This is a genomic window from Haladaptatus sp. DYF46, assembly GCF_021083305.1.
Classification (GTDB): Archaea; Halobacteriota; Halobacteria; order Halobacteriales; family Haladaptataceae; genus Haladaptatus.
This window is the reverse complement of sequence record NZ_JAJFAY010000005.1, coordinates 131,003-153,204: the sequence shown is the minus strand read 5'-3', so window position 1 is coordinate 153,204 and position 22,202 is coordinate 131,003. Positions and strand designations below refer to the sequence as shown.

Annotated in this window: 21 protein-coding genes and 4 pseudogenes; 9 read left to right on the top strand and 16 right to left on the bottom strand. The window is 54.2% G+C overall.

Annotation, left to right across the window (positions count from 1 at the left end):
* Positions 1 to 129: 129 nt before the first annotated feature.
* From LJF34_RS29290 to LJF34_RS29285, 8 genes are all read right to left on the bottom strand, one after another.
* Entirely contained in the window at positions 130 to 378 is a 249-nt protein-coding gene (locus tag LJF34_RS29290; protein ID WP_342765894.1) for a hypothetical protein, read from the bottom strand.
* 205 nt (positions 379 to 583) lie between these two features.
* Entirely contained in the window at positions 584 to 913 is a 330-nt protein-coding gene (locus tag LJF34_RS20910; RefSeq protein ID WP_231187499.1) for a hypothetical protein, read from the bottom strand.
* Between the two features lie 173 nt (positions 914 to 1,086).
* Positions 1,087 to 1,281 carry a cold-shock protein gene (locus LJF34_RS20905; protein WP_231187497.1) on the bottom strand — a complete coding sequence of 65 codons (195 nt, stop codon included), beginning with the start codon at positions 1,279 to 1,281 and terminating at the stop codon, positions 1,087 to 1,089.
* A gap of 329 nt (positions 1,282 to 1,610) precedes the next feature.
* A complete protein-coding gene (locus LJF34_RS20900; protein ID WP_231187495.1) occupies positions 1,611 to 1,892 on the bottom strand; it encodes a hypothetical protein in 282 nt (93 codons plus the stop codon).
* Positions 1,893 to 2,474: 582 nt separating this feature from the next.
* Entirely contained in the window at positions 2,475 to 2,864 is a 390-nt protein-coding gene (locus tag LJF34_RS20895; protein WP_231187493.1) for an SWIM zinc finger family protein, read from the bottom strand.
* 1,163 nt (positions 2,865 to 4,027) lie between these two features.
* A complete protein-coding gene (locus LJF34_RS20890; RefSeq protein WP_231187491.1) occupies positions 4,028 to 4,414 on the bottom strand; it encodes a VanZ family protein in 387 nt (128 codons plus the stop codon).
* Between the two features lie 286 nt (positions 4,415 to 4,700).
* Positions 4,701 to 5,762 carry a complex I subunit 1 family protein gene (locus LJF34_RS20885; RefSeq protein WP_231187489.1) on the bottom strand — a complete coding sequence of 354 codons (1,062 nt, stop codon included), beginning with the start codon at positions 5,760 to 5,762 and terminating at the stop codon, positions 4,701 to 4,703.
* A gap of 372 nt (positions 5,763 to 6,134) precedes the next feature.
* A complete protein-coding gene (locus LJF34_RS29285; RefSeq protein ID WP_231187487.1) occupies positions 6,135 to 6,446 on the bottom strand; it encodes a helix-turn-helix domain-containing protein in 312 nt (103 codons plus the stop codon).
* Positions 6,447 to 6,564: 118 nt separating this feature from the next.
* Here LJF34_RS29285 and LJF34_RS20875 point away from each other — a divergent pair, with 118 nt between their 5' ends.
* Entirely contained in the window at positions 6,565 to 6,774 is a 210-nt protein-coding gene (locus LJF34_RS20875; RefSeq protein WP_231187484.1) for an SWIM zinc finger family protein, read from the top strand.
* A 115-nt stretch (positions 6,775 to 6,889) separates the two neighbouring features.
* Here the strand turns inward: LJF34_RS20875 and LJF34_RS20870 are convergent, their stop codons facing one another.
* Both LJF34_RS20870 and LJF34_RS20865 read right to left on the bottom strand, forming a co-directional pair.
* Positions 6,890 to 7,288, bottom strand: coding sequence for a PIN domain-containing protein (locus tag LJF34_RS20870; RefSeq protein ID WP_231187482.1), 399 nt, complete (start codon positions 7,286 to 7,288; stop codon positions 6,890 to 6,892).
* Positions 7,285 to 7,530, bottom strand: a complete 246-nt coding sequence (locus LJF34_RS20865; protein WP_231187480.1) for an antitoxin VapB family protein — start codon at positions 7,528 to 7,530, stop codon at positions 7,285 to 7,287. Before LJF34_RS20865 ends, LJF34_RS20870 begins: the two co-directional genes overlap by 4 nt.
* Positions 7,531 to 7,807: 277 nt before the next feature.
* Between LJF34_RS20865 and LJF34_RS20860 the strand changes: the two are divergent.
* Positions 7,808 to 7,974, top strand: a pseudogene (locus LJF34_RS20860) (IS6 family transposase); the annotation flags it as partial.
* Between the two features lie 894 nt (positions 7,975 to 8,868).
* On the opposite strand, the gene LJF34_RS20855 reads toward LJF34_RS20860, so the two are convergent.
* The 5 genes and pseudogenes from LJF34_RS20855 to LJF34_RS20835 form a co-directional block, all read right to left on the bottom strand.
* Positions 8,869 to 10,587, bottom strand: coding sequence for a transposase (locus tag LJF34_RS20855; RefSeq protein WP_255666347.1), 1,719 nt, complete (start codon positions 10,585 to 10,587; stop codon positions 8,869 to 8,871).
* Positions 10,588 to 10,656: 69 nt separating this feature from the next.
* The gene (locus LJF34_RS20850) at positions 10,657 to 11,976 is read right to left on the bottom strand and encodes an MFS transporter (protein ID WP_231187476.1); all 1,320 of its coding nucleotides are present in this window, start codon (positions 11,974 to 11,976) and stop codon (positions 10,657 to 10,659) included.
* A gap of 663 nt (positions 11,977 to 12,639) precedes the next feature.
* Positions 12,640 to 13,275 (bottom strand): annotated as a pseudogene (locus tag LJF34_RS20845) (transposase); the annotation flags it as partial.
* Between the two features lie 43 nt (positions 13,276 to 13,318).
* A complete protein-coding gene (locus LJF34_RS20840; protein ID WP_231187474.1) occupies positions 13,319 to 14,026 on the bottom strand; it encodes a helix-turn-helix domain-containing protein in 708 nt (235 codons plus the stop codon).
* Positions 14,027 to 14,060: 34 nt separating this feature from the next.
* Positions 14,061 to 14,444, bottom strand: a complete 384-nt coding sequence (locus LJF34_RS20835; protein WP_231187472.1) for a methylated-DNA--[protein]-cysteine S-methyltransferase — start codon at positions 14,442 to 14,444, stop codon at positions 14,061 to 14,063.
* 106 nt (positions 14,445 to 14,550) lie between these two features.
* Between LJF34_RS20835 and LJF34_RS20830 the strand changes: the two genes are divergently transcribed.
* Entirely contained in the window at positions 14,551 to 15,315 is a 765-nt protein-coding gene (locus tag LJF34_RS20830) for an AzlC family ABC transporter permease (protein WP_231187470.1), read from the top strand.
* A 29-nt stretch (positions 15,316 to 15,344) separates the two neighbouring features.
* Positions 15,345 to 15,665: an AzlD domain-containing protein gene (locus LJF34_RS20825; protein WP_231187468.1), complete on the top strand. Its 321-nt coding sequence runs from the start codon at positions 15,345 to 15,347 to the stop codon at positions 15,663 to 15,665.
* A 454-nt stretch (positions 15,666 to 16,119) separates the two neighbouring features.
* Here LJF34_RS20825 and LJF34_RS20820 read toward each other — a convergent pair.
* Positions 16,120 to 16,515, bottom strand: a pseudogene (locus tag LJF34_RS20820) (transposase); the annotation flags it as partial.
* Between the two features lie 353 nt (positions 16,516 to 16,868).
* Between LJF34_RS20820 and LJF34_RS20815 the strand changes: the two are divergent.
* From LJF34_RS20815 to LJF34_RS20795, 5 genes and pseudogenes are all read left to right on the top strand, one after another.
* Positions 16,869 to 17,162: pseudogene (locus LJF34_RS20815) on the top strand (ABC transporter ATP-binding protein); the annotation flags it as partial.
* Between the two features lie 56 nt (positions 17,163 to 17,218).
* Positions 17,219 to 18,442: an ABC transporter substrate-binding protein gene (locus tag LJF34_RS20810; protein ID WP_231187466.1), complete on the top strand. Its 1,224-nt coding sequence runs from the start codon at positions 17,219 to 17,221 to the stop codon at positions 18,440 to 18,442.
* A 2-nt stretch (positions 18,443 to 18,444) separates the two neighbouring features.
* Positions 18,445 to 19,665, top strand: coding sequence for an ABC transporter substrate-binding protein (locus LJF34_RS20805; RefSeq protein ID WP_231187464.1), 1,221 nt, complete (start codon positions 18,445 to 18,447; stop codon positions 19,663 to 19,665).
* A gap of 2 nt (positions 19,666 to 19,667) precedes the next feature.
* A complete protein-coding gene (locus LJF34_RS20800) occupies positions 19,668 to 20,906 on the top strand; it encodes an ABC transporter substrate-binding protein (protein WP_231187462.1) in 1,239 nt (412 codons plus the stop codon).
* Positions 20,899 to 22,113, top strand: a complete 1,215-nt coding sequence (locus tag LJF34_RS20795; protein WP_231187461.1) for an ABC transporter substrate-binding protein — start codon at positions 20,899 to 20,901, stop codon at positions 22,111 to 22,113. The genes LJF34_RS20800 and LJF34_RS20795 overlap by 8 nt, the downstream gene beginning before the upstream one ends.
* Positions 22,114 to 22,202 lie beyond the last annotated feature (89 nt).

The following is a 22,202-nucleotide window of genomic DNA, read 5'->3' as shown; positions in this document are numbered from 1 at the left end:
CCGCGAGGCTTGGTGGCTTGGGTGGGGTATCGTCTGAGGTCATATCCTATTCTTCGGGCTGCTACAGCATATATATTGCTCGCGCTTAAAATATTGAGTAGTGAACGCTGGTTATCGATTCTCGCGATGTTACTGACCGACTCCCCTCTCAACGCGAATTGCACCACCACACTTGCTACAACTGTACTGCTCCGGATTACGGACGGTTTTCGACCGTCGATAGCGCGGAATTCGACCGCCACAGTCCTCGCAGACAAGCCACCACTTGGGAGTAGTGAAGCGTTCGCAGTACTGCGAGGTGTCGAGAGTGCCCGTCCAGCGGGTGAACGTTGCGCCGTGGTCCGCGTCACCGAACTCGTGGTACTGCCACGCATGAATGAGTTCGTGCCGGACAGTCTCACTGAATTGCGCCTACCCGTGGTGTTCGTAAGCCTTCCAGGTCAGCGCAATCGTGATTGCCTCTGTTGCAGGGTCGTACTTGGTGACGCCTACCCATCACTGGACGCACTTCGACTGCTAGATCTCGAAAGTATTCTGCTGGGAGAGTCATCGACGATGACCATCGGTCGGCTACCTACTCGGCTCAGTCGGCGTGTTCGAGAACCTTCGCGACGATCACAATTGCGTCAAATTCGGTTGACGTCCCCTGAATAGTAATCTCACCTTCACCGCGATCATATTCAATCGAGTCAATTTCAGCTGTTTTCGGGATATGCACCTGGCGAAGAGAGAGTTCGATCCGATCGTACTGCTCGTCAGGGATTGTTTCATCAGTCGCGTCGTTTTCGTGATTTGCAACATACTCCACAACCTCATCAACCGTTACTGTTCCACTCTGTTGATCGAGATAGTACAGTGCGTATCGTCGCCGCTTCGTACTGAATAAGTCGAAGATAGTGTCTAATGTCGCCATGTTTCCCGTCAACTCAGCAATGAATATCGGTATGTGACTCAGTAATCAAGATTTGCTTGATAAATTGACCTCCGTATGGGACAGTGCGAAGGCTACTGCTCTAAGTGAACCTTCACCTAAAAATGGAATAAAGTCACACAGCGTCGCCTGATGGCGACTACGTGAATCGTGTATTATGCGCGAACGACGTTCATCGCGCGCGGGCCCTTGGGGGCCTGTTCGATATCGAAATCAATCTCCTGTCCCTCTTCGAGGTCAGCGCCGCCAACGTCCTCCATGTGGAAGAATACGTCGTCGTCAGAGTCGTCCGTCGTGATGAAACCGTAGCCGCCAGTGTCGTTGAAGAAATCAACCTTACCGTTTGCCATTACAACTAAACAGAGACCCAACACACGGTTAAGACTTCCGTATTCATTTTTTAATCTGAAGAATATTTAGACAAACATCCAGAAAAGACGATATTCAGTATTTACTCGACCAATCGGGTAGTTCTGCGGAGAAGACGCACCGGGTTCACCAGAACGAACCGTTCCTTCTACCGAAGCCATACTTCTCGCTTTGCGAGGGTCTTTGTCCGTGACCGCTCGGAGGGCCACAGCCCGTCCAACTGTACCTCCTGTTGGCGTCGCTATCTGTGATGATCCGAACACTGGTGATATTCTATGGCAACTCCCAGAAAACGATCAGTCGTTTTCCGTCAGTGACTATCGTCCTCAACGCGGAACGACCCACCACATTCGCTACAGCAATACTGTTCTGGGTTGCGAACTGTTTTCGAGCGTCGATACCGGGCACTCCGACCGCCGCAGCCCTTGCAGACGAGCCACCACTTGGGTGCAGTGAAGCGTTCGCAGTGTTGCACCTCCCACTCGGTCGCTTTGACCGGCAGGTCAGGGAAGTACTCGGCGGCGATGTTTGTTGCGTGCTGTTGTGCTCGGTCGAGGAGGGTCGTCGGTGTTTCAGGTGTATCGTCGGTCACACCAGTTAGAAACTGTATCAGTGGAAAGAGAACGGTGAGAGATGTCGGATTAACAACTGCCGAGATTCTGAAAGTCGCTCTGGTTACACTTTGAACAATGAGATGGTTTCGAAATAAAGGTGGTACCGCATTCTTCGCATTCAAAAATATCACCGGTCGGTCGTACCTGCTGTTCCGTCTGCCGAGACGGTTTTTCTGAACGAAAGGCACCGCGTAACCGATGGAGTATTTCCATAGCAATGCATAGACACTCGCTCCACATACATAGATTTTATCACCGAAATTTCATAATAGCGTCCATCATTACTGTATAGAATATTGGTAATAAAGTCGGCTCGCCGGTGATGAGATGGCGCTGAAACCCTCATAGTCTCACTCCTGAGGTACGTCATTCTTCACCCCTAAGGAGAATGTCCCAAGCGTCCCGGGAAGTACTCGGCGGCGATATCGGTCGAGGGGGGCTGTCGGTGTCTCCGGTGTATCGTCGGTCGTTGCATCCGCACTTTCCGTCAGCGTTCACTGGTCGGTGATATCCGAGAGCGTCAATTGGCGTACCATGGATAAAAACAGCTGAAGTGGTGGTTAGTTCGGCAGTTCTTTTCGTCCCGTTCTCATGCATGGCCAGCACGGGAAGTCACCGAGGTCGTCGCAGTCGCAGTCCTCCGGTTCGGCTTCGTCGTTGTCCTCGGATGGGAATGCCTCAAGCGTCCCGTCGTTGGTTGCAGTTTCGACGGCGGCCATGTGTTTGCAGAAGGCGTTCCGGTGGACGTGGTTCGGGCAGGTACAGGCCATCAGGTCTTCGGTCACGTCGTCGATGGAGACGGTGTACTGGTGGGCTGCGGGGTTCTCGTGGCTCTCGTTGGTGATTTTGACGAGTCCAAAAGATCGCGTGGGAGAAAAACTGTTCGGCCTGTGCGCGTTGGTGTGCCATCTAGCAACAGTACGAGCTACAAGAGATTCTCCTCGTGACATCCGACTACAGCAAGAAGTCGTTTTCGAGTAGGAACACTATCCTTGGTCGCGTTCTCTCCTCGGTGATGAACTGGTCGTAGCATTGTGAATCCAAGACGGCTGTGGGACGTGAGTACTACCGGTCTTGGTAAAGCGAATAGTTCTGCTTCCGGAGACAGTCTGATTGTTCGCCTGACCAGTGTAGGTAAGATTGTACCGATGAATCACGCCCCAGCGATCAATGGCCGCTGTCAGTGATGCGTTTGTCATGGTCTGTAGGCCGAGATAGTTTGCAAAAATCGCCGGACTATCGAGTCGTGTCAGGTGTATGTGGTAGCGAGGGGGAGATGAATTCGGAACCTCCGTGACTGTGAAACCGTGGGTGTGATTGAACGCACTCAAGACAGTATACAAATACTCACGTGAAGTGAACGTGGTAAGCACCGGGACTTCAGAACGATTGTAAACTCTCATTGTCGTGTTATTCTGTGCGATATACCTCTGATAGACGGTATCGCTCGTTCCATAGTACTCATAGCGCTGTAACGAAGAATCGGCAAAGGTCAGTGATGATGTGGGATATCGGGTTCGTGAATAGAAGTGGGAACCATTGGAGCCACGTTGTATTCGGCTGTGAAACCGGTATCGCACTGTCCCATTCGAATATCGCTGGGCACTGGTCCGTGTGACAGTGTAGGAGTCTTCTTGGAGAATTCGTTCATGTGCCTCCGTAAGCGTGCTGACGTCAGTCACCCCCTGAGCGGTCAATCCGGGAGCAAGTTGTCCCTGAAGCGTTGACGTGGTCGTCGTTTGAGGGTCGGGTCCCTGAATGAAAGAATTACAGCCAGCGGTGACACAGAGGCAAGCGACGAGGAGGAGGGCGAACCGACGGGAGGAGATAACCATTGAGTGTATGCATTGATGACATGATGGCTTAAATCCACTGAATGGGTGGATGAAAATCAGATCGGGGAAACGGAGGAGATTAAGCTAGCACCGAAGATCACAGACGAATGAGCGCACGTGCAGCCAGTCTGCGGAGAGAGTGAGTGATGACGATATTCCTCGGGTGATTCGAAAATCCGAGTTTTCTACGATAAAATGCCCGCGGTATCAGTACGTAACTTTAGCAGACATTCCACTCTAGCGTTCGAGTTTGTGAGGAAAAGATGGCTCGAGATTCATCATGCTGTCAGCCGGAATCGTGTTAGCCATGGGTCAAGCCCGGTAGCGAGAAGCGCACCGATGATCGCACCCAATATATCCGCTACCCAATCAAAAATCGAGAGGTCGCGACCTACAACCCATTGGATGATCTCAACCCCGCCACCGTAGAGGGAAACGACGGCGATGCTAAGAACGATCGTCGTGACCCACCGGTCTTGTGGGACGAGAGCGAAGGTGACTGTTCCAGCGAGACAACAATACGCAACCGCGTGTCCGTATTTGTCCAGACCTATGAGCCCAAAGGGGCCTATCAGGGCCTCTCCTGGCGCGCGTGGGGCGACAGACATCACGAAGATGGCGACGGCGATGACAACTGCTGGCAGCCAGCGAACCCGATAGCGCATACGGCTTTTTTATCACCGGTGGGTGTAATGTTTTTCGTCCTGGCACTCTCTTCAAAAAAGATCCTTGTAAAAACACTGACGGGCCTCAAATACGAAGGAATCAGAGAATTGGGCACAGTTCGATCGGAGTCGAACTGTGAGCCCACACGGATGGCGTTCCATGTACGTGCCCCAGATTCAATTTACACAAGATCGGCTCATGGATTTCAGGGATTGTTCCTAAGAAGGTTTGAAAACAGCAAGATCCGGAGAATTACACTTTCCCAATTGAGGAAGAAGGCTGGCACTACACGCCTAGAATTGGCATAAGGATTGCTGTGAGGAGAAGGTTGGCGAATGAAAGAACGAGGAGGCCCTTCCAACCGATTTCGATGAGCTGGTCGATGCGGACACGCGGTATTGCCGACCGTGCCCACTGCGTGAACAAGAATACACCCCAGATCTTGAGGAGAAACCAAATGAACCCCGGCAGCCACGGCCCATTCGGCCCTCCAAGAAATAACGTCGTAATGATTGCACCGCCGAGAAAGATATGGAGAAATTCGCTCCCATAGAGAAAGACGAAGTAGACACTCGAGTATTCGGTCTGATAGCCAGCGATGACCTCCTGTGGTGCTTCTGAGGTGTCAAACGGATTTCGTCCAATTTCTGCTAAGTTCGCCACCATGAACAGTGCAAAAGCGAATGGGTTGACAAAGGCAAACCACGATGGGATTTGGACGCCCAACACGTCCACCAGTGGTCGGGTTTGGAACGCAACGACTTCGCTCACTCGAAGCGTTCCTGTGAACAGGACCACTGACGCGGCCGTGATCACGAGTGGAATTTCGTATGCGATATTCTGTGCTACTGCACGCATCCCGCCGAGGAATGAATATTTGTTGTTTGACGAGTAGCCAGCCATGACTAACGCGAGGCTCGCTAACGACGAAATGGCAAAGAGAAATACGACCCCGGTCTCGGGGTCGGCGAGTTGGATCGTAACGCCAGCGATAGTCCCCATCGGAACAACGGCGAAGCCGACACATGCCGAGAAAAAGAGGAGGACGGGGGCGAGATCCCAGGCAGGACGGTCCACGCCATCTGGGATAATGAGTTCCTTCGAAATCAGTCGGACGATGTCCGCGACGATGACCAACAGTCCAAATGGACCAACTCGATTCACGGCGATTCGATCCACGAAAGCTGCGTTCACTTTTCGTTTCGCCCACGGACCAGCAATTGCCATGTGAGTCAGGCAGAAGACCCCAATTAGGGCGGCACCGAGTAATGACGCGATGAGTTGTTCTATGACGGTTACATTCGGGCCGAATCCCAGTATCTCCGCAATCGTCTCAACGAGTCTCATTGGTTACTCCTTCTCATCTGAGGGCGATGAGCGCGTTGCCGTCGATCAAGGGCTGTTTATATGCTTCTCTCCTTTTCTCGTTCACCAGAATGCTTGGACTGAAGATCAGTGGAGCTCACAATGAGATACTTGATAGGGCTGTCCTCTATGTCGCATACTCAAGGATGTCGAAGCGACAACAGGGAGGCTAACGATAGCAGGATAACAGTCTTGCTCCATGGTTCAGTGGCCGGTGCATTCAGATCCTCACTTCGTCGAAGTGCGTCCGTGACATCAGCGGCTCCCCCAATGCCACAATTATCCAGACGTGTGTTCAGTCGCAAAGAGTGAGTAGCTGACCAACACCGGATACCTCTGAGACAATCAGTCACTTCAGCGATCGGTTGCCCTAACGTGGAGTGAGGAGAACACGGTCGCCTCGACCTTCCGGAGATGCTCACCGACCGTCGTTTCGGAGAGCCCTGTCACCGCCGCGATTTCGTCGTGGGTTGCCTTGCGAGGTTCTTGGTAATAGCCGAGCGTTATCGCCGCCTGGAGCACCTCCCGCTGACGTTCGGTCAGCCGAGAGACGATGTGGCGGGGGCTGGGAGTGTATGTGCCGGTTCGTTCGACCTCTATTCTGACACCCTCCGGCTGTTCGGAGAGTACGTCGGTGAAGGCTGCTTCTGTCCCGATGTACGTCACCCGGAGACCGCATATCCCAGAATACAGGCACGTGTGACGGTCGTTGAATACCTCAGTTCATGCTATGAATTCGATTAGGATGGCGTTTTTCGCTTTGAAGGATATAGAGGACCGGCTAATGGCCTGCACGTGTCCGCACCACGTCCACCGGAACGCCTTTTGTAAATACATGGCCGCCGTCGAACACACAACCGGTGACGGGACGCTCGAGGCATACCCCCCCAAGGACGACGACGATACCAAACCCGAAGACTGCGACTGTGACGGCCTCAGTGGCTTCCCGTGTTGGCCGTGCGTGCAAACGGGACGGAAGGAACTGCCGGACTAACCACCGCTTCAGCTCTTTTTATCCATGACACGCCAATTGACGTTCTCGGATATCACCGACCAGCGAACGTTCACGGAGGGTATAAATGCAGCGACTAACGACCTTCACAAGAGACTTATCGGTACTCTTCGATGTCAATCACTTTCTGTGTCTCTTCATGAGTCAAGTCACCGTCTCCAGAAACTACTGGTGCATCGAGTTCACGACCAACCGCAGCAATAAGAGCATCAGGTCCGTCGAGATACGGGCCACTGGGTGCGATTTCGTCTGCAATTTTCCCGGCGGCAATCGCTATCCGCTCGTCGGTAACATATACTTCTCCCCAGGCGAGATCAGCGCGCACACCGTCGACGTCACCATCCGGAAGGTTGCCCGCTCCGACAAGCACTTCGGCATACGCAACAAGAGGAATGATCCACTGCTCATCGGCACCACCCGCTTCCTCGTAGAACGTCTTGGTAGACGCAACACCTGCGAGGTAGTCGATTAGAAACGACGTGTCGAGAACCTTCACGCGTCGCCTCTATCAAGTCGTTGCATCCGTGCCTTTCGCTTCTCTTTGCCCTGTTTGCGACCCTCACGGACGCGTTCAGCCTCTTCGTCCGACCAGCGACCAAATCCATCAGCGAAATCGCCGCTGTTGTCGTCGAGCACACGCTCAAGAACGTCGTTGAAGCTCTCACCCTCTCGTTTCCGGCGTTCTAATTCCCGCTTTACTGTATCGCTAACGCGAATCTGATCGTTTGCGATGCCCATCGTACGTTGACATTCGTGTTGACGCTACTTCGTCTTTGTGTTTGTAGGATCCGATCCAGGTACATTTACGACAATATCCCCGAGACACCGACGGCCCTCCTTGACCGAGCACAGGCACACGCAACGAACGTCGCCGCCGAGCACTTCCCAGATCTGCCGATCGAAACGATTGAGTGGGAAGTTTCACACCGAGCACAGCGACAGGCAGGCGTCACGAAGTACGACCCTGTAACAGAGGCAATCACGATCACGCTGACCTGGGAAGCCCACAAACTTTCGAATTGGGTTGTGCGGTCACCTTGACTATACCGAGCGAACCCTGATCGAAAAGTGGTTTCACACGCTCAAACAGCGGATCGACCGCTTCCATACGTCGTAGTGGACAGTCGGCCGAGCGTCCGACTCTGTCTTGGACAGTTTGTACACAACTAACACCATCTGTGACCACACCAATCGCTCAACAACCAAATCCTGCCGAAGAGGAACTAAACTAGACAGTGCCGGCTTTGCTAAATTGCACCACGAACTACGCATGGATGGATTTGGGGGTATCGGGGGTACTCTACTTCATGGAATTAGGCGGCAGGAGGTCGGCTTCATGCTGGATAGAGAGCGTGTATTGTCCGTTGTCTCATTCATCGCTAATAGAGATCAGCAGTATCGGACTGATTGTCTGAACGGCCGTATTTGATCGTGACGACGCCAGCGGCTGCAAGAACGAGTCCGCAGAGACTCAATACGAGTTGAACGAGGACGTGATTCAGTAGGTAAGAGTGAGTCACAGTCCCAAAATTACTGGTAATCTGTGTGGCCGGAACCCAATCGATGAGGAAGACTCCAGTCGGTGTGAGGCCAAGGAGGATCATCAGTGACCCTAATAAAAAGTCCTCAATTTGGGCTGTATCCATCACACTTCAGTACTCGGCCTGGATGCTTAGTTCTTGAGTGGTGAGGAGTTCGCTTCACGAACTGCGCATAGATTGATTCGGGGGTCCCGGGGTAGCTGCACTTCCGCTTACAGCCTTATTAGGAAGTAACCAACACACCACCACTTCTAGTGTAGATCAAGGTTACATTCCCTCTATCGTACGGTAGTAGCCTTTTAGACATCTATAAATCTCATGTCGCTACATGAAATATCCTCCTACTGGAAGATGAGACTATACCATGTATAGAGGAGATGTGATGTGCGAAATCAGGGAGATAGCGCGATCAGATCGTTACGGAAGCGAGGCTGAGCGTTCGATTCGTGTTGATGGTCTAATCAGAAGCACATCTGAGAGGACGCTGGAGAAAGCTGTAGCTCAGAACCCGGCTTTCGACCAAACCCTTGAGTAGCTATCCGACTCCGGTTCGCTTCTGCAACAGCGTGAGCGTGTTCTGTGCTGTGATTATCGGCGAATGCTCGTATTCATCGATTAGAGACACCTGTACGAGGAGATCAACTGCCCGCCAGATCGAATATAGCAGGCAAGCAAACGCGAAGTAGAAGAATCGCAGTACAAAGTTCTTCGACGTCGTTGCGGCCATGAACCGCTTGATACTCTTGTAGCCGCTCTCGATCTCCCAGCGGTAACTGTACTCACGAACTGCCTCGGCCGGAGCGTTCGTCAGGAGCACTGCATACTGTCCGTAGTCGGTCCGCTCAGAGTTCTCTTTACATTTGTAGACGAAAGTGGTCTCGTGCCACTTGTTCTTCCCGAGGTGGAGCTTCCGATCGGCAGTGTAGTAGTCCTGACCGCGCTTGAGCAACCGCTTTGCCTGTGCCTTTTCGCTAGTGTACATCCGCTTCGGGACGACGTAGGTGAGTCCTCGCTGGGAGATAGATTCCAAGAGGTGTTGACTGTCGAACTCGCGGTCCATTAGCACTCCATCAATGTGGAGCAGACTCTGAGCACTATCGAGTAGGTCCTCGACGATCTCTTGACGGGTCTCGCCCTTCTTGACCGGCCGAGCGTCCAGCACCAACGGAACTGCGTTGCCGACCAACTGGACAGTCGCCCACTGATAGGCGTACTCGGTGTTCTTCTCCTTCGTCCCAATGATCTCGTCTTCGTGTCCCTCTCGATCACCAGTGAACGGGTCTTCCTCAGTGATGTCGATAGCGACCAACCCAGCTCGATGGAACGCATCTGTCTCACCTAGTCGATGGACTATCCGTTCCACCGCCTCCCGGTACATCTCACGAATCTCACAGATGGAGAGGTCGCGTAGGTGTGCTCGGTGATTGTGTCCAAGTGGTGTCCGCTCCCGATTTGACTCGTAGAGAAAACCGCGTGCGCCCTCGTTAGCTGCGAGATTTTCGTGCAGCCCGAGGTAGGCCTGGAGCTCCCAGAACGCATTCTGGTGAATCTCACAACCCTCGCTACGACCCAATGAGAACGCTGGGTGGACGATCCCACTCACCTGCTCTGTAATGTCTTCGGCACGACCGAGTATCTCCTGCTGAGTAGGTGCTTCGCCGGTGGATTGTTCTCTTGGGGACGACCGCTCCGGTGGCTGGCGGGGGACAGAAACGCCAGCCCTGTCCGCCTGAATGAGGATACTCCTCGCCGCTGTTTCGATCGTCTCTCTGAGCTCGGATGCGAAACGGCGGTGCCACGTTCGCCACAGCGTCGACTGGTCGGGCACGCTCTCGAAGTTGAGGCGCTTTCGAGCTGACGAACACTCGTTGAGATACTCGATGAGCGGGCTTTCGTGCTCCCAGCCGTGGAGTTCCTTCAGCAAAAAGGCTCGGACCAATTGTTCCATTTCGTAGCGAGTCGTTCCCGCATAGCGGTCGTGAGCTTCGAACTCGACATACGTCAGTGGGAGGCAGCACACGAAGTCCTCAACCGACTCGTGAGCATCGTGCTTGAACCAGACCCTCGCGACGGTTCGGATGTCTTCTTCGAGCCCACCAAGCGAACTCCTATCGTACAGTGGAGTCGCATCGTAGGCTGGCCACTCATGGTATGAAGTCTCAGCGATTTCTCGAAATATCTCACGTAGAGATGCTTGAGTTGGTGCTACACTGTTGCTGTCACAAAACGACACTCGCTGATGATCACCAGTCATCCTTGCGCCACAGTGCCGTCCGTCTGCACTCCGCTCATTCCGAGAGAGGAAGCGAGCAGCATACGGACCTCAGTCGGGGTCCTCCGACAGTGGCGATACTGATGGCCCCCCACGGATTCCAAAATCACCTTGGTCGATATCGTCCATCGCCGGAAGAGAGCGCAAGCGTGAACGAATCGCAAAGTAGCAGCTGACGAATGCGAAGCTCAGTGCAGCCACGGCCATCGTCGTAACGACACCGACCAGACTTCCCATGATTCCACCGAAAAATGAGCCAATCGGCACCGTGAGCGTGGAAACGCTCGCATCAACGGACGTCACTCTGCCGAGGAGGTCCTCGGGGGTAACTGTTTGAATGAGTGTCTGACCCATCACGTTCGTGACGCCGATGGGTATTCCAGTTATCGCGAACAAGGCAACTGTAAGCGCTGGCCACGGAGAGTAGACCGCACCAACCCATAGGAAGAATCCAACTCCGAGCCCGATGATTCGGATGAAGCCGTACCTGATGTGAGTCAATCGAGACGCAATCAGCGCACCAATAAGGCCACCTGCACCAATCGCTCCGAGCAGTGCACCATAGAGTATCGACCCGCCACGAACGGCTGCGAATCCCGGTAGTACGGCGAGCATGATACCCGTCCCGAAGTTGGTGACTGCCGTGGTGAACATCATCTCGGTGAACACTGTCCCCCGGAGCCACTGAACTCCATCCCCGAGATCAGAGAGGTATCCGGCAACGTCGATTTCAGCTGCTTGATCGCCTGTATCGGAGCGTTCGGAAATCCTGACACCGACGAACGAGAGGACTGCGACCACAAACGTGATCGAGTCAAGCACGAATAGAGAGACAGCGCCAATTACGGCGATGAGGAGTCCACCGAGTGCGTCGAACACCATGTTCGTTCCTTGGTTGGCGAACGAAAACGCCGAGTTGGCGCGTGTAAGTTGACTCTTCGCGACGATCTGAGGGAGCGCCGCGTTCTGAGCGGGGTAGACGAACTGGTTCAGGAACGAGAGGAGCGGAATCGTCACCAGAATCAGCCCAACGGAGAGATGGTCGAAGTAGGCCGCGACAGGTATCGATAAAATGAGGGCGGCTTGGATGAGTTGCGTCCACACGAGGGTTCGGATGAGTGGCCAGCGGTCTACGAGCGGTCCGGACACGAACTGCAGTGCTGGCGGCAAGAGAAGCAACGCGCTCGCCAAACCCGTGTAGAAACTCGACCCAGTGAGGTCGTAGACCAGCCAAGTGCCAGCAATCGTATAGAGACTATCGCCAGCGTTCGTGACGAATCGCCCGAACAGCAGGCGGAGGAAGTCGAAGTTGTTCCAGAGAGACGACGTATCTGCGTTCGGGGCCTCCGCTACCTCCTGTTGCTGGCTCATGTCCCCACCTCCAGTGAGGTGCTTGTCCTCCGGCTACCAATAACTCCGAACGAGATCTCACGGTTTGGCGGTTCGAGCGAACTGCTCAGAACGTAGCGAGAAACGACTGTTCGCGGTTTGTCAAGCGGTACTAGTTCGAGATGCGAGTCGATCGGCTTTCGAGTGGGTTTCTGACCGCTGTAGACCAGAGACCCAGCGAGTGTCTGCATTTGGGATAGTGTTCATTGTTGAGGAAGTGCGACTACGGAACCCGTAGTGAGATGAGGCGACCCGAGTGCTGCTGCTATGCGGCGGTCGCTACGCGGTGGCGACTATCGCAACAAGAGGAATGAACGTACGAGCAGCTGAGTGGGCCATAGGAAGGGGTTGAGTTAATTCACGTAGGTCGGTTGTTTATATGTATCGACTGAGTACAGTTGCGCCGATTTCACTCATGCATTGAGAACGCTAGTCTCAACTTCCGTCCTCCTACGAAAGTTGAGACTACAACAAGTTTAGCGAGGCTGTAATGCGTGGGTTCGGCCGAATCAGTGAGGAGAAACTACTCCAGATCATCTCTCGTTCGCCTCGTCCCACCGCACTAACGACCAGAGAAGTGGTTTTCTAAGACTCCCGGTAGCGTTGCCACTCCGAAATCTCCATTGACCTGGACTGAGTGCCTTACTATCCGATCCCAGTCTCCTTCTTCAGCAGTGTGAGCGTATTGTCGGCAGTCACAATCGGTGCGTGCTCGTACTCACCAGTCAACTCAACCTGCACGAGCAGATCGACCGCTCGCCAGATTGAGTACAACAGACAGGCAAACGCGAAGTAGAAAAACCGTAAGACGAAGTCCTTCGACGTTGTTACGGCCATGAACCGCTTGATACTCCGATAGCCACTTTCGATCTCCCAGCGATACCCGTACTCGCTGAGACATCTCTCGCCACCGTTCGACATGAACACCGAGTACTGGCGATGATCAGTGTACTCGGTATCCTCTTTCCGCGATAGATTAGTGTCGTACTGTGCCACTCGTCGCTGCCGAGATGGAGATTCCGGTCGGATACTGGTTTTGATCCCACTGGAGGAGCCGTTTCGCTTGTGCTTGCTCACTCGTCTTCATCCGCTTCGACACGACATACCGGAGCCCACGCTCGTCGATTCCCTCAAGAATCTGCTGACTGTCAAACTCTCGGTCCATCAGAACGTTATCGACGAGAACCTGCTCTTGGACAGAAGCCAAGAGATCACGGACGATCTCCAATTGGGAATCGCCATTCCGACTGGTCGTGCATCTAAAACGATCGGTACTGCATTGTCACCCGCTGATAGGTATACTCAGCGTCATCTGGCCCATTATCTATGGTCCGAGTAACTTCGCCTCCACTTTTTGAAGATGTTCGTGCAACGTAGACGCTGATATGCCCAATTCATCAGCCAATCCGTCTGCAGAGATACGCCGGGGCGTCGAATAGTAGCCCTCCTGTCGTGCGAGTTGAAAAACTTCATGCTGTCGGCGAGTCAGTCGATGAAGTGGCAGTCCTCCCAATCCCGTCCCCCAAGCCGCCTCTGTGACACCCAGTACATCGATTTCTGCACCTACAGACTCACAAATCTCGTCAATGATCGACTCTACCTCTTCCCGATTGTAGTTAGTGAGGAGTCGCCAATACTCCACACCGTTGTTACCGTCCACGGGCTCCGCGTGGACGAACCCGCGAGAGAGGAACTCGTCGCTGATTTGTGTCGTTCCGTCGTGGTCGATGAGAAGACCTTTCGTCGCGTTCCCCGGCGTCGAAGTTGCTTCAAGTCGGTGCATTTGGTTCACTTCTGAAACGACGTACACCTGTGGATGGGCACGAATTTGTTCGATCCCCGATGAAATCTGTTCTTCGGTGTTCGCGTAGATGGTGTAGAGTGTCGTCGTCCGACCGTCCTGTCTCGTCCGTGTTCCGTACCCAATCAACCCAATATCTAACTTCTCTGTCAACTCGATGACCCAGCAGTCCGGGTGCCAGACCATAAGAGAAACGCAGAGGGCCCTGTCTGTGTGTTCGGAAGCGTTCATGTGTAGTGTCTCCTGTGTTCGTTTCGACGTCTGTTTACCTCGTGTTCGCCTGCTCAAAGTTCAGTAACTTCTCTTTGAGGCCAGGATAGATATACCCGCCGAGGGAGTCTGTGCCGACAACACGGTGACAGGGAATGACCACCGGAATTGGATTCCGTGCGCAGGCTTGGCCGACAGCGATGGGTGCCGTTCCCAATCGTTCAGCGATCTGCCCGTAGGTTCGGGTGTCGCCGTATGGGATCTTGCAGAGTTCTCGATGGATCTCGCCAGTGAATCCGTCTGTAAAATCGAACGTGAGTTCGAACTGACGGCGACGACCGTTCTCGTATTCAGCCAATTGCTCTCTGATGGTATGCCGTGACTCAGCAATCCGTGTCGGGTCTAACTCGATTTGACGGGCGAATAGTTCGTACGTCATTGATAATAACAACTCACAAGAGATCGATAAAGATGGAACCGGTGATAGCAGGTCGTCCTGTTACTGGCTGTCGTCTTCTATGAGAACTGTGAGAAAAATACAATCTATGAGGAAAGACAAGGCACCAGCTTGGCGAGCATTCTTTGTCGGTGCGAGAACGATCAGTCCATTTCTTGTCGGAATTGTCCCGTTTGCGCTCGTCACAGGTGCGACAGCAGTACGCGTTGGCATGACCCCAAGTCAGGCAGTTGGAATGTCCCTATTTATGTTCGCTGGGACAGCGCAACTCGCTGCAATCGAGCTCATGAAGCAAGCCGCCCCCATGGGGGTGGTTGTTCTAACGGCCATCGTTGTCAACGTTCGACTCGTCATCTATAGTATTTCAGCAGGCACATATTTTGATGAGGAAAATGTGCCAAGAAAACTACTGGCTGCGTATCTCCTCACTGACGAGTCGTATGCAGTAACGTTCACTCGATTTCGAGAGGAGACTCCTCAAGTTGGTCAGCGAATTTGGTTTTACATTGGTGCGAGTAGTGCACAATGGATAACGTGGCAAGCAGGAACATTGACGGGAGCTGTTTTTGGAGCAAATATTCCCGAGCTCATTTCCCTGGATTTCATCATCCCGCTAACGTTCTTAGCGCTGTTGATGCCGTTACTCACCGACCGTGCATTTCGAGTCACCGCGATAGTAGCCGCCGTCGTCAGCATTCTCGGTACGAATATTCCATTCAATTTTGGGTTCATCGTCGCTGTTATGGGAGGAATTTCGGCTGGAGTAATAATCTCCTCTCGAACAAAGCCGTCTTCATCGCGATTAGGATTAACAAAGGACAAAGATGCGGACACTCCCAAAGGTGAGAGATGATGTTGATGGTGACTGGCTACGATTCAGTGATGATTTGGGTCATCATCGTTGCAGCGGGTATCGGAACGTTTGTGCTCAAATTCCTCTTCTTTTTGATTTTCAGTAGAGTCAACGAGATGAGCCCGATAGCTACAAAAATTCTCAATTTTGTGCCAGCCGCAGTGCTTGCCGCATTAGTTGCACCCTCAATCCTCGTGATATCTACAGAACTAAACGGAACACTTATTTTTGACACACCGAAGCTCATCGCAGGAATCATTGCAGGAGGGGTTGCCTATCGTACGAATAGCGCGCTTTGGACTATCAGTGTTGGACTCCTCGCTCTCTGGACGACCAATCTAGTCCTCTAATTGCCACTTACGGTATGCGTTCTCAGTATGGCAATCCTACAGAAGACCAACCGTACAGATTCGAGGAATTGCATAGATTCAGACATTTATTGCCGACAATCAGTGGGAATTGCAAAAGAGAGACCAAACTGGTGATAACGACCCCAAGAAGGTCGATTTTAGTCGTCAGGAAACTGGAAACGCTACAAATCCATCCTCAAACAACCACGATTTGTTCGAGGGTAGTTCATGCATTGAGAGCGCTACTCTCAACTTCTGTAGGAGGACAGAAGTTGAGACTACAGCGGGTTTAGCTCTGTGATGCGTAGTATCGGGGGGTTCAGTGAACGAGAACTGACTCAGATTGCTCTCCAAACGGCCACTCTTGTTGAGCTGTCAAACATATGCGCGAATTTCGGCGACTTCCGACAGCGTTACCACTCAGACGCTGTGCTACCCGAGGTAGAGTTCCCAACTACCCAATTCCTGTTTCCCTCTTCAACAGCGTCAGCGTATTGTCTGCTGTCACGATTGGCAAATGCTCGTACTCATCAGTCACCGCAACCTGGACGAGCAGATCAACGGTTCGCCATATCGAGTACAGCAGACACGCGAATGCGAAGTAGAAGAAGCGCAAGACAAAATTCTTCGACGTCGTAGCGGCCATGAATCGTTTGACGCTCTTATACCCACTCTCAATCTCCCACCGATACTCATACTCGCGCAACAGTCTCAGATCCCCGTTGGTCACAAACACTGAATACTGGCGATGATCCGTCCACTCAGGGTGCTCCCTGCGTCAGTACACCAATGTTGTTTCGTGCCGCTCGTCGGTATCCAAGCGGAGATTCTGATTGGTCACGTACCGATCATCATCATAGGTACTCAACCAGGAAGATACCGGGGGCGTCGGCTCGGCCGATTCGACGCCGTCGTGGCCTGCGTCAGAGAGCGTCTCAAACACGGCTGCTGCGACACGATGACGGAACTCGATGCGATCCGAGTGACTAGAGGTGGACGCTTGAAAGTCTCCTCCAAAAGGCCTCAAGTCATCCGAGTTACCGTCCGTCTGGTGCTCCGAGACAAAATCGTCGTCTTCTCCGTCCCGATGTCGTACTCGGGATGGACGGACTCATGATCTGCCTCGCAGACGAATACATCGTAGCAGGGGAGTGTGGGTCGTACCACCGAAGTGCCACCCAATACTGCTCGGTCGCACTAGCAGTTGACACCGAAACTGAGTACCCCATCCAGCGGCCACTCGACTGGCTCGCGGCCGACTGAACCACGCTGGTCATCGCCCACCGCCTTTCGACAGTGAAAGACGCCGATACCATCGTCGTGCTAGACGAGGGACGAGTCGTCGAACGGGGAAAGCACGAGGAGTTGCTTACTGTGGATGGTCTGTATGCGAACCTTTGGGGCGTGCAAGCCGGCGAGATAGAGTCCTTACCTGAGAATGTTCGTTCAGCGCGCGTCGGAACGAGCAACCGAGCACGGGTGATGACAGCCTTTTAGTTTAGGCACACCTAAGAATCGGAGCAGTTATAACGTTTTAGGCGAGCCTAAAACGCATGGCGAGCGATGACACGATACACGATGCACCGACGCGGCGAGACTACGTGAAGTTTGGCGGGGCGGTTGTCGGTGGCGGATTACTCGCCGGGTGTTCCGGTAAACGGGATTCGGGTCCAACTGATTCGGCGATAACGACAGCAACGCCAGCCGATACTGACACTGAGACCTCTACGGAGAAGGATAGCTCGTATGAAGCCTGTATCGAACCGGTTGGGTGTCTCACGTTTGAAGAGCCACCGGAGACGTGGATGGCGATAACCGGTCCGTGGGCAGATATGGCACTCGCGCTCGGCCAGCGTGACGGGTTCCAACCGGCGGGATGGTACGGACCGAGTTACTTTTTCGACCGTGTTGGCATCGAGTGGCCAGCAGACGCCGGGGCACCCTACTCGGACGGGAAGTGGGACGCCGAGGTCTTCTACGAACTCGATCCCGACGTCATCCTTACCGACCCGAACTACTTCGCCGCGAACGACCGTTCGTGGGATTACTCCGACACGCAGGAGATCACTGATAACGTTGCCCCATTCTTCGGCAGTACTCTCTATCGCCGCCTCCCGTTCCACGACTATCGGTTCTACACGCTGTACGAAGCGTTCGAACGGTTGGCAACGCTATTCCGGACAAGCGAGCGGTATGAGGCGTTCACCGCCGTGTTTGAGGCGATGCGAGAAGAGATTCAGTCACGCCTCCCGCCCGAGAGTGAACGCCCCAAGATCGGGCTGTTGAACTTCAATTCATCGCCAAGCGATGGGACGTTCGCACCGATGACTATCAGTACTGAGGGAAGCGAAATGAAACAATATCGTGACCTCAGGATTACGAGTGCTTTCTCGGCCGAAACCGTCGCAAGCGGCGAAATCGACTACGAACAGTTACTGGAAGTCAACCCCGAGATCATCGTGATCCACAGTGGGATTCGACTGACAACCGATGACGGGGAGTTCGACGGCGAGGCGTTTACCGATCAATTCGTTACGCCGTTCAATGAGCACCCCATCGGCAGTCAGCTCACCGCGGTGCAGGAAGGGAATATCTACCCTGGCGGGTCGTTCCAGCAGGGGCCGATCGCCAATCTGTTTCAGACCGAGTTGGCTGCTCGTCAGCTCGCACCAGCAGAATTTGGTGAGTTCGACCCCGAAAACTTCCCTGACGTTCCGGAGGACGAACAGCTCTTCTCACGCCAGCGGGTCGCGGACATCATCAGCGGAGACTTTTGAATATGAGTGACAGCAACGACATAGATTCGACCGAGGCACAGACTCGACGTGACTACCTGAAGTACAGCGGGGCAGTTGTTGGTGGTGGATTACTCGCAGGCTGCAACAGCAACGGCATCGAATCAACGTCGACGCCGGGCACACCAACTGATTCGACGACATCCACCACGACCAAGGACGAGTCGTATTCGGTAACGATGGCGCCGGCTGGCACCGTGGAATTCGAAGAACCGCCGGAAAGTGCATTCACCGTCCTCATACATCACGCTGACATGGCGCTCGCACTCGGCCACGGCAATGCGATCAACGCGATGTATCGTCCTGGCCTCTTCGGCGGACTCTACAACATGTTCTTGGACCGTCTCGACGGCGTCTCAGTCGAGTGGACTGGGCTTATCGATTCGTGGAACATTGGCAAAGAGACGCTCTACGAGCTGGACAGCGACATCCACCTCGCGGACCCCGCGTACATGACCGTCATGGACAATTGGGACGTCACAGACGTCGAGGAAGTCCGCAAGAACATCGCCCCGTGGTTCGGAAACGCGTACAGTGACCACCACAGGGACCCACCCGACGCGTGGGCTGAGCAATACGAGTACTACACGCTCTGGGAGATCTTCGAGAAAGTCGCAGCCGTGTTCCAGCGTGAAGACCGGTATCGGGCCCTCGCGGAGATTCACACGGATCTCGTGTCCAAAATCAAAACGAATCGCCCGGCAGAACCTGAGCGGCCACGGGTCGCACGTGTGCAAATGGGACTCTCCGATAGCGGTCTCAGCATCTATCCGTTCAACATCAACGATCCCGGCTTCGAACAGGCACATCTCCGCCCACTCGGTGTCGAAGATGCGTTCTCCGATATTGAAGGGTATACGCAGGTCGACCTCGAAGCGCTCGTCGAAGCCGACCCCGACGTCATTCTCGCCACGCACGCCATGGGGCCGGAACGGAACTTCGCCGAAATCAAAGCCCATCTTGAGGGTGACTCGGTCGCCCAGCAGATCACCGCAGTCGAGAACGGTCGCATCTACCCGATGGCAATCCGGTACGGCGGTCCGATTGCCAACGTTTTCCAGCTGGAAATGGCCGCAAAACAGGTGTATCCCGAGCAGTTCGGCAACTGGCCGACTGCAGAAAGCGGATCGTATCCTTCATTCTCGACGTCAGAGCAGCTGTTCGACCGCCAGAACGTCGCAGACAGTATCAACGGGGCGTTCTAACTATGGGCGACGACACCACTCAAGACAAGATACCAACACGACGGGACTACCTGAAGTACGGTGGAGCGATTGTAGGGGGTGGATTGCTTGCCGGGTGTGCTGGCAACAGCGATCAGGAATCGACCCCAACGGACACAGCTACGCAGACGACAGCACAAGAGAGCGAGACAGCCACGACAACGCCAGAGCCGAGTTACACGGCCGAGATATCGCCAGTTGGTACCGTCACGCTCGAAGCACCACCGACGAACGTCTTCACCCACTTCCCCTGGTTCCCGGACATGGCCACCGCACTCGGACAGGGTGAGACCGTCAACTACCTCTGGTGGGACGGAACCGCGGCCGCCCTCGAATACTTCACCGCCGGAATGGACGGCGTCGAGATCGCGTGGGCAGACCAGGCAAGGGAGTACGGCTTCACGAAAGAACAGCTGTACGAACTCGATAGCGATATCCACCTTGTCGACCCAGCGTGGGTGACGACAGAGGACAACTGGAACCAGGCCGACGTCAACGAGATCGCGAACAACGTCGGACCGTGGTTCGGGAACTACTACAGCTGCTATCACGGCGCATCGCCCGAGAAATGGGCCGACGGCTACGAGTACAACACGCTGTGGGAACTGTTCAATGGCGTCGCAAGCCTGTACGGAGAACGGTCGCGGTACGAGGCACTCGCAGCCGTCCACGACCACCTCCTCGGGACTATCGAAGAGCGGCGTCCACCGGAGTCGGAACGACCGACTGTCGCATACCTCTCTATTCAAACGGACCTGTCCGCCATCTATGCACTTCATCTGAACGCTCCAGGATACTGGAACTCCCATACTCGACCGCTCGGGGCCGTCGACGCCTTCGGCGATCAGGAGTTTAGCGGGCCGTTCAAGCGAATCGATATGGAGGCACTGCTGGAAGTCGACCCAGACGTGATACTCGCACTCTGGACGGTCACGGAGACAGTCGACTTTGAACAAATGGAGCAGAACCTGCGGGACGACCCCGTCGGAAGCGAGTTGACTGCCGTACAGAACGACCAGATGCACGTCCAGGGAACGCGATGGCAGGGACCACTGATGAACCTCTTCCAGACGGAGATGACCGCCAAGCAGTTGTACCCAGAACAGTTCGGTGCGTGGCCAGGATACGAGAACGGCGACGTGTATCCAGAGTTCAGTTCCGACCAACAGCTGTTCGACCACGAGCGGGTCGCAGACATTATTCGAGGTGATATCGATGCATAGATTCGAGGTGATATCGATGCATAGCGATTCCGTCGAAATGCCGACGCGCAGAGACGTCGTCAAAGGCGGCGGTGCACTTTTAGGCGGTACAGTACTCGCTGGCTGTACAAGCGATACCTCTGAGCCTCCCCAAACTGAACCGCCCCAAACCACTGGAACGGACAGGACCACCGCAGCCCAATCGCTCTCGGCGACGCTCCGGCCTGTCGGTGACATCGAACTCGACTCGGTCCCGGAACACATCTTCACGGATTTGACCCATCATGCGGGGATGGCGCTTGCAGTTGGCCGAGCCGATGCCGTCAACGCGACCTGGGGCGGTGACGCAGCCACCCAGATGTGGAACAGTTATCTCGAACGGCTCGACGGCATCTCCGTCGAGTGGAGTGACCTCCCGAACTCGTTCAACCCGGATAAGGAACTGCTCTACGAACTCGATAGCGATCTCCACCTCGCAGATCCCGCATACATGACGTGGATGGACTCGCTGGATCGCACCGACGTCACTGAGATCGAAGAGAACGTCGCACCGTGGTTCGGCAACACCTTCAGCAACACACACGGTTCTCCGCCCGAAGAATGGGCTAACCTATACGAGTATTATACGCTGTGGGAGATCTTCGAGCAAGTCGCCAAGCTCTTCCAGGCCGAAGATCGGTACAGAGCGCTTGCTGATATTCACACCACCGTGCTCGCGTCGATCGAGCAAAACCGTCCACCCGTAGACAACCGACCGACAGCGGTGACTCTCAAAGTGGTCGACGAGTCACTGTGGGTATACCCTCTCAACGCGCCGGGCTTCACCTATGCACACACGCGCCCACTCGGAGCGACAGATGTGTTCGTGGACTTATCGAGCAGCCAGCAAATCGATTACGAGACGCTAGCAGAGCACGACCCGGACGTTATCCTCGTCGCCGAGATGATGGGCCACTCCGGTATCGAGGACGTCCGAAGCACGTTCGAAGAGGATCCAGTCGCACAGCAGCTCAGCGCAGTGACGAACGACCGCGTGTACGCTGGCGGCGTACGTAATCAGGGCCCGGTTATCAACCTCTTCCAGTTGGAAATGACTACCAAGCAATTATACCCGGACCAGTTCGGCGACTGGCCGACCTATACCGGCGGAGCATACCCTGAGATTCCAACTGACGAGCAGCTGTTCGACCGCCAACGAGTTGCAGATATCATCAACGGAGACCTGTAAAGACGCCCACCCATTGGGTTAGTAGTTGAGGGAAACGGCTCAGTGTCACTCCCCAACTCGAACAGCAGATTAATCTTAAGATTAAATTT

Bases quoted from the DNA above. Each gene is read 5' to 3' on its own strand.
- LJF34_RS20835 (WP_231187472.1), bottom strand. From the start codon at position 14,444: ATGACGTACGAACTATTCGCCCGTCAAATCGAGTTAGACCCGACACGG.
- LJF34_RS20805 (WP_231187464.1), top strand. From the start codon at position 18,445: ATGAGTGACAGCAACGACATAGATTCGACCGAGGCACAGACTCGACGT.
- LJF34_RS20825 (WP_231187468.1), top strand. From the start codon at position 15,345: ATGATTTGGGTCATCATCGTTGCAGCGGGTATCGGAACGTTTGTGCTC.
- LJF34_RS20855 (WP_255666347.1), bottom strand. From the start codon at position 10,587: ATGACTGGTGATCATCAGCGAGTGTCGTTTTGTGACAGCAACAGTGTA.
- LJF34_RS20850 (WP_231187476.1), bottom strand. From the start codon at position 11,976: ATGAGCCAGCAACAGGAGGTAGCGGAGGCCCCGAACGCAGATACGTCG.
- LJF34_RS20905 (WP_231187497.1), bottom strand. From the start codon at position 1,281: ATGGCAAACGGTAAGGTTGATTTCTTCAACGACACTGGCGGCTACGGT.
- LJF34_RS20890 (WP_231187491.1), bottom strand. From the start codon at position 4,414: ATGCGCTATCGGGTTCGCTGGCTGCCAGCAGTTGTCATCGCCGTCGCC.
- LJF34_RS20795 (WP_231187461.1), top strand. From the start codon at position 20,899: ATGCATAGATTCGAGGTGATATCGATGCATAGCGATTCCGTCGAAATG.
- LJF34_RS20830 (WP_231187470.1), top strand. From the start codon at position 14,551: ATGAGGAAAGACAAGGCACCAGCTTGGCGAGCATTCTTTGTCGGTGCG.
- LJF34_RS20800 (WP_231187462.1), top strand. From the start codon at position 19,668: ATGGGCGACGACACCACTCAAGACAAGATACCAACACGACGGGACTAC.
- LJF34_RS20810 (WP_231187466.1), top strand. From the start codon at position 17,219: ATGGCGAGCGATGACACGATACACGATGCACCGACGCGGCGAGACTAC.
- LJF34_RS20865 (WP_231187480.1), bottom strand. From the start codon at position 7,530: ATGGGCATCGCAAACGATCAGATTCGCGTTAGCGATACAGTAAAGCGG.
- LJF34_RS20895 (WP_231187493.1), bottom strand. From the start codon at position 2,864: ATGTCACGAGGAGAATCTCTTGTAGCTCGTACTGTTGCTAGATGGCAC.
- LJF34_RS20910 (WP_231187499.1), bottom strand. From the start codon at position 913: ATGGCGACATTAGACACTATCTTCGACTTATTCAGTACGAAGCGGCGA.
- LJF34_RS20840 (WP_231187474.1), bottom strand. From the start codon at position 14,026: ATGAACGCTTCCGAACACACAGACAGGGCCCTCTGCGTTTCTCTTATG.
- LJF34_RS20875 (WP_231187484.1), top strand. From the start codon at position 6,565: ATGGCCTGCACGTGTCCGCACCACGTCCACCGGAACGCCTTTTGTAAA.
- LJF34_RS20885 (WP_231187489.1), bottom strand. From the start codon at position 5,762: ATGAGACTCGTTGAGACGATTGCGGAGATACTGGGATTCGGCCCGAAT.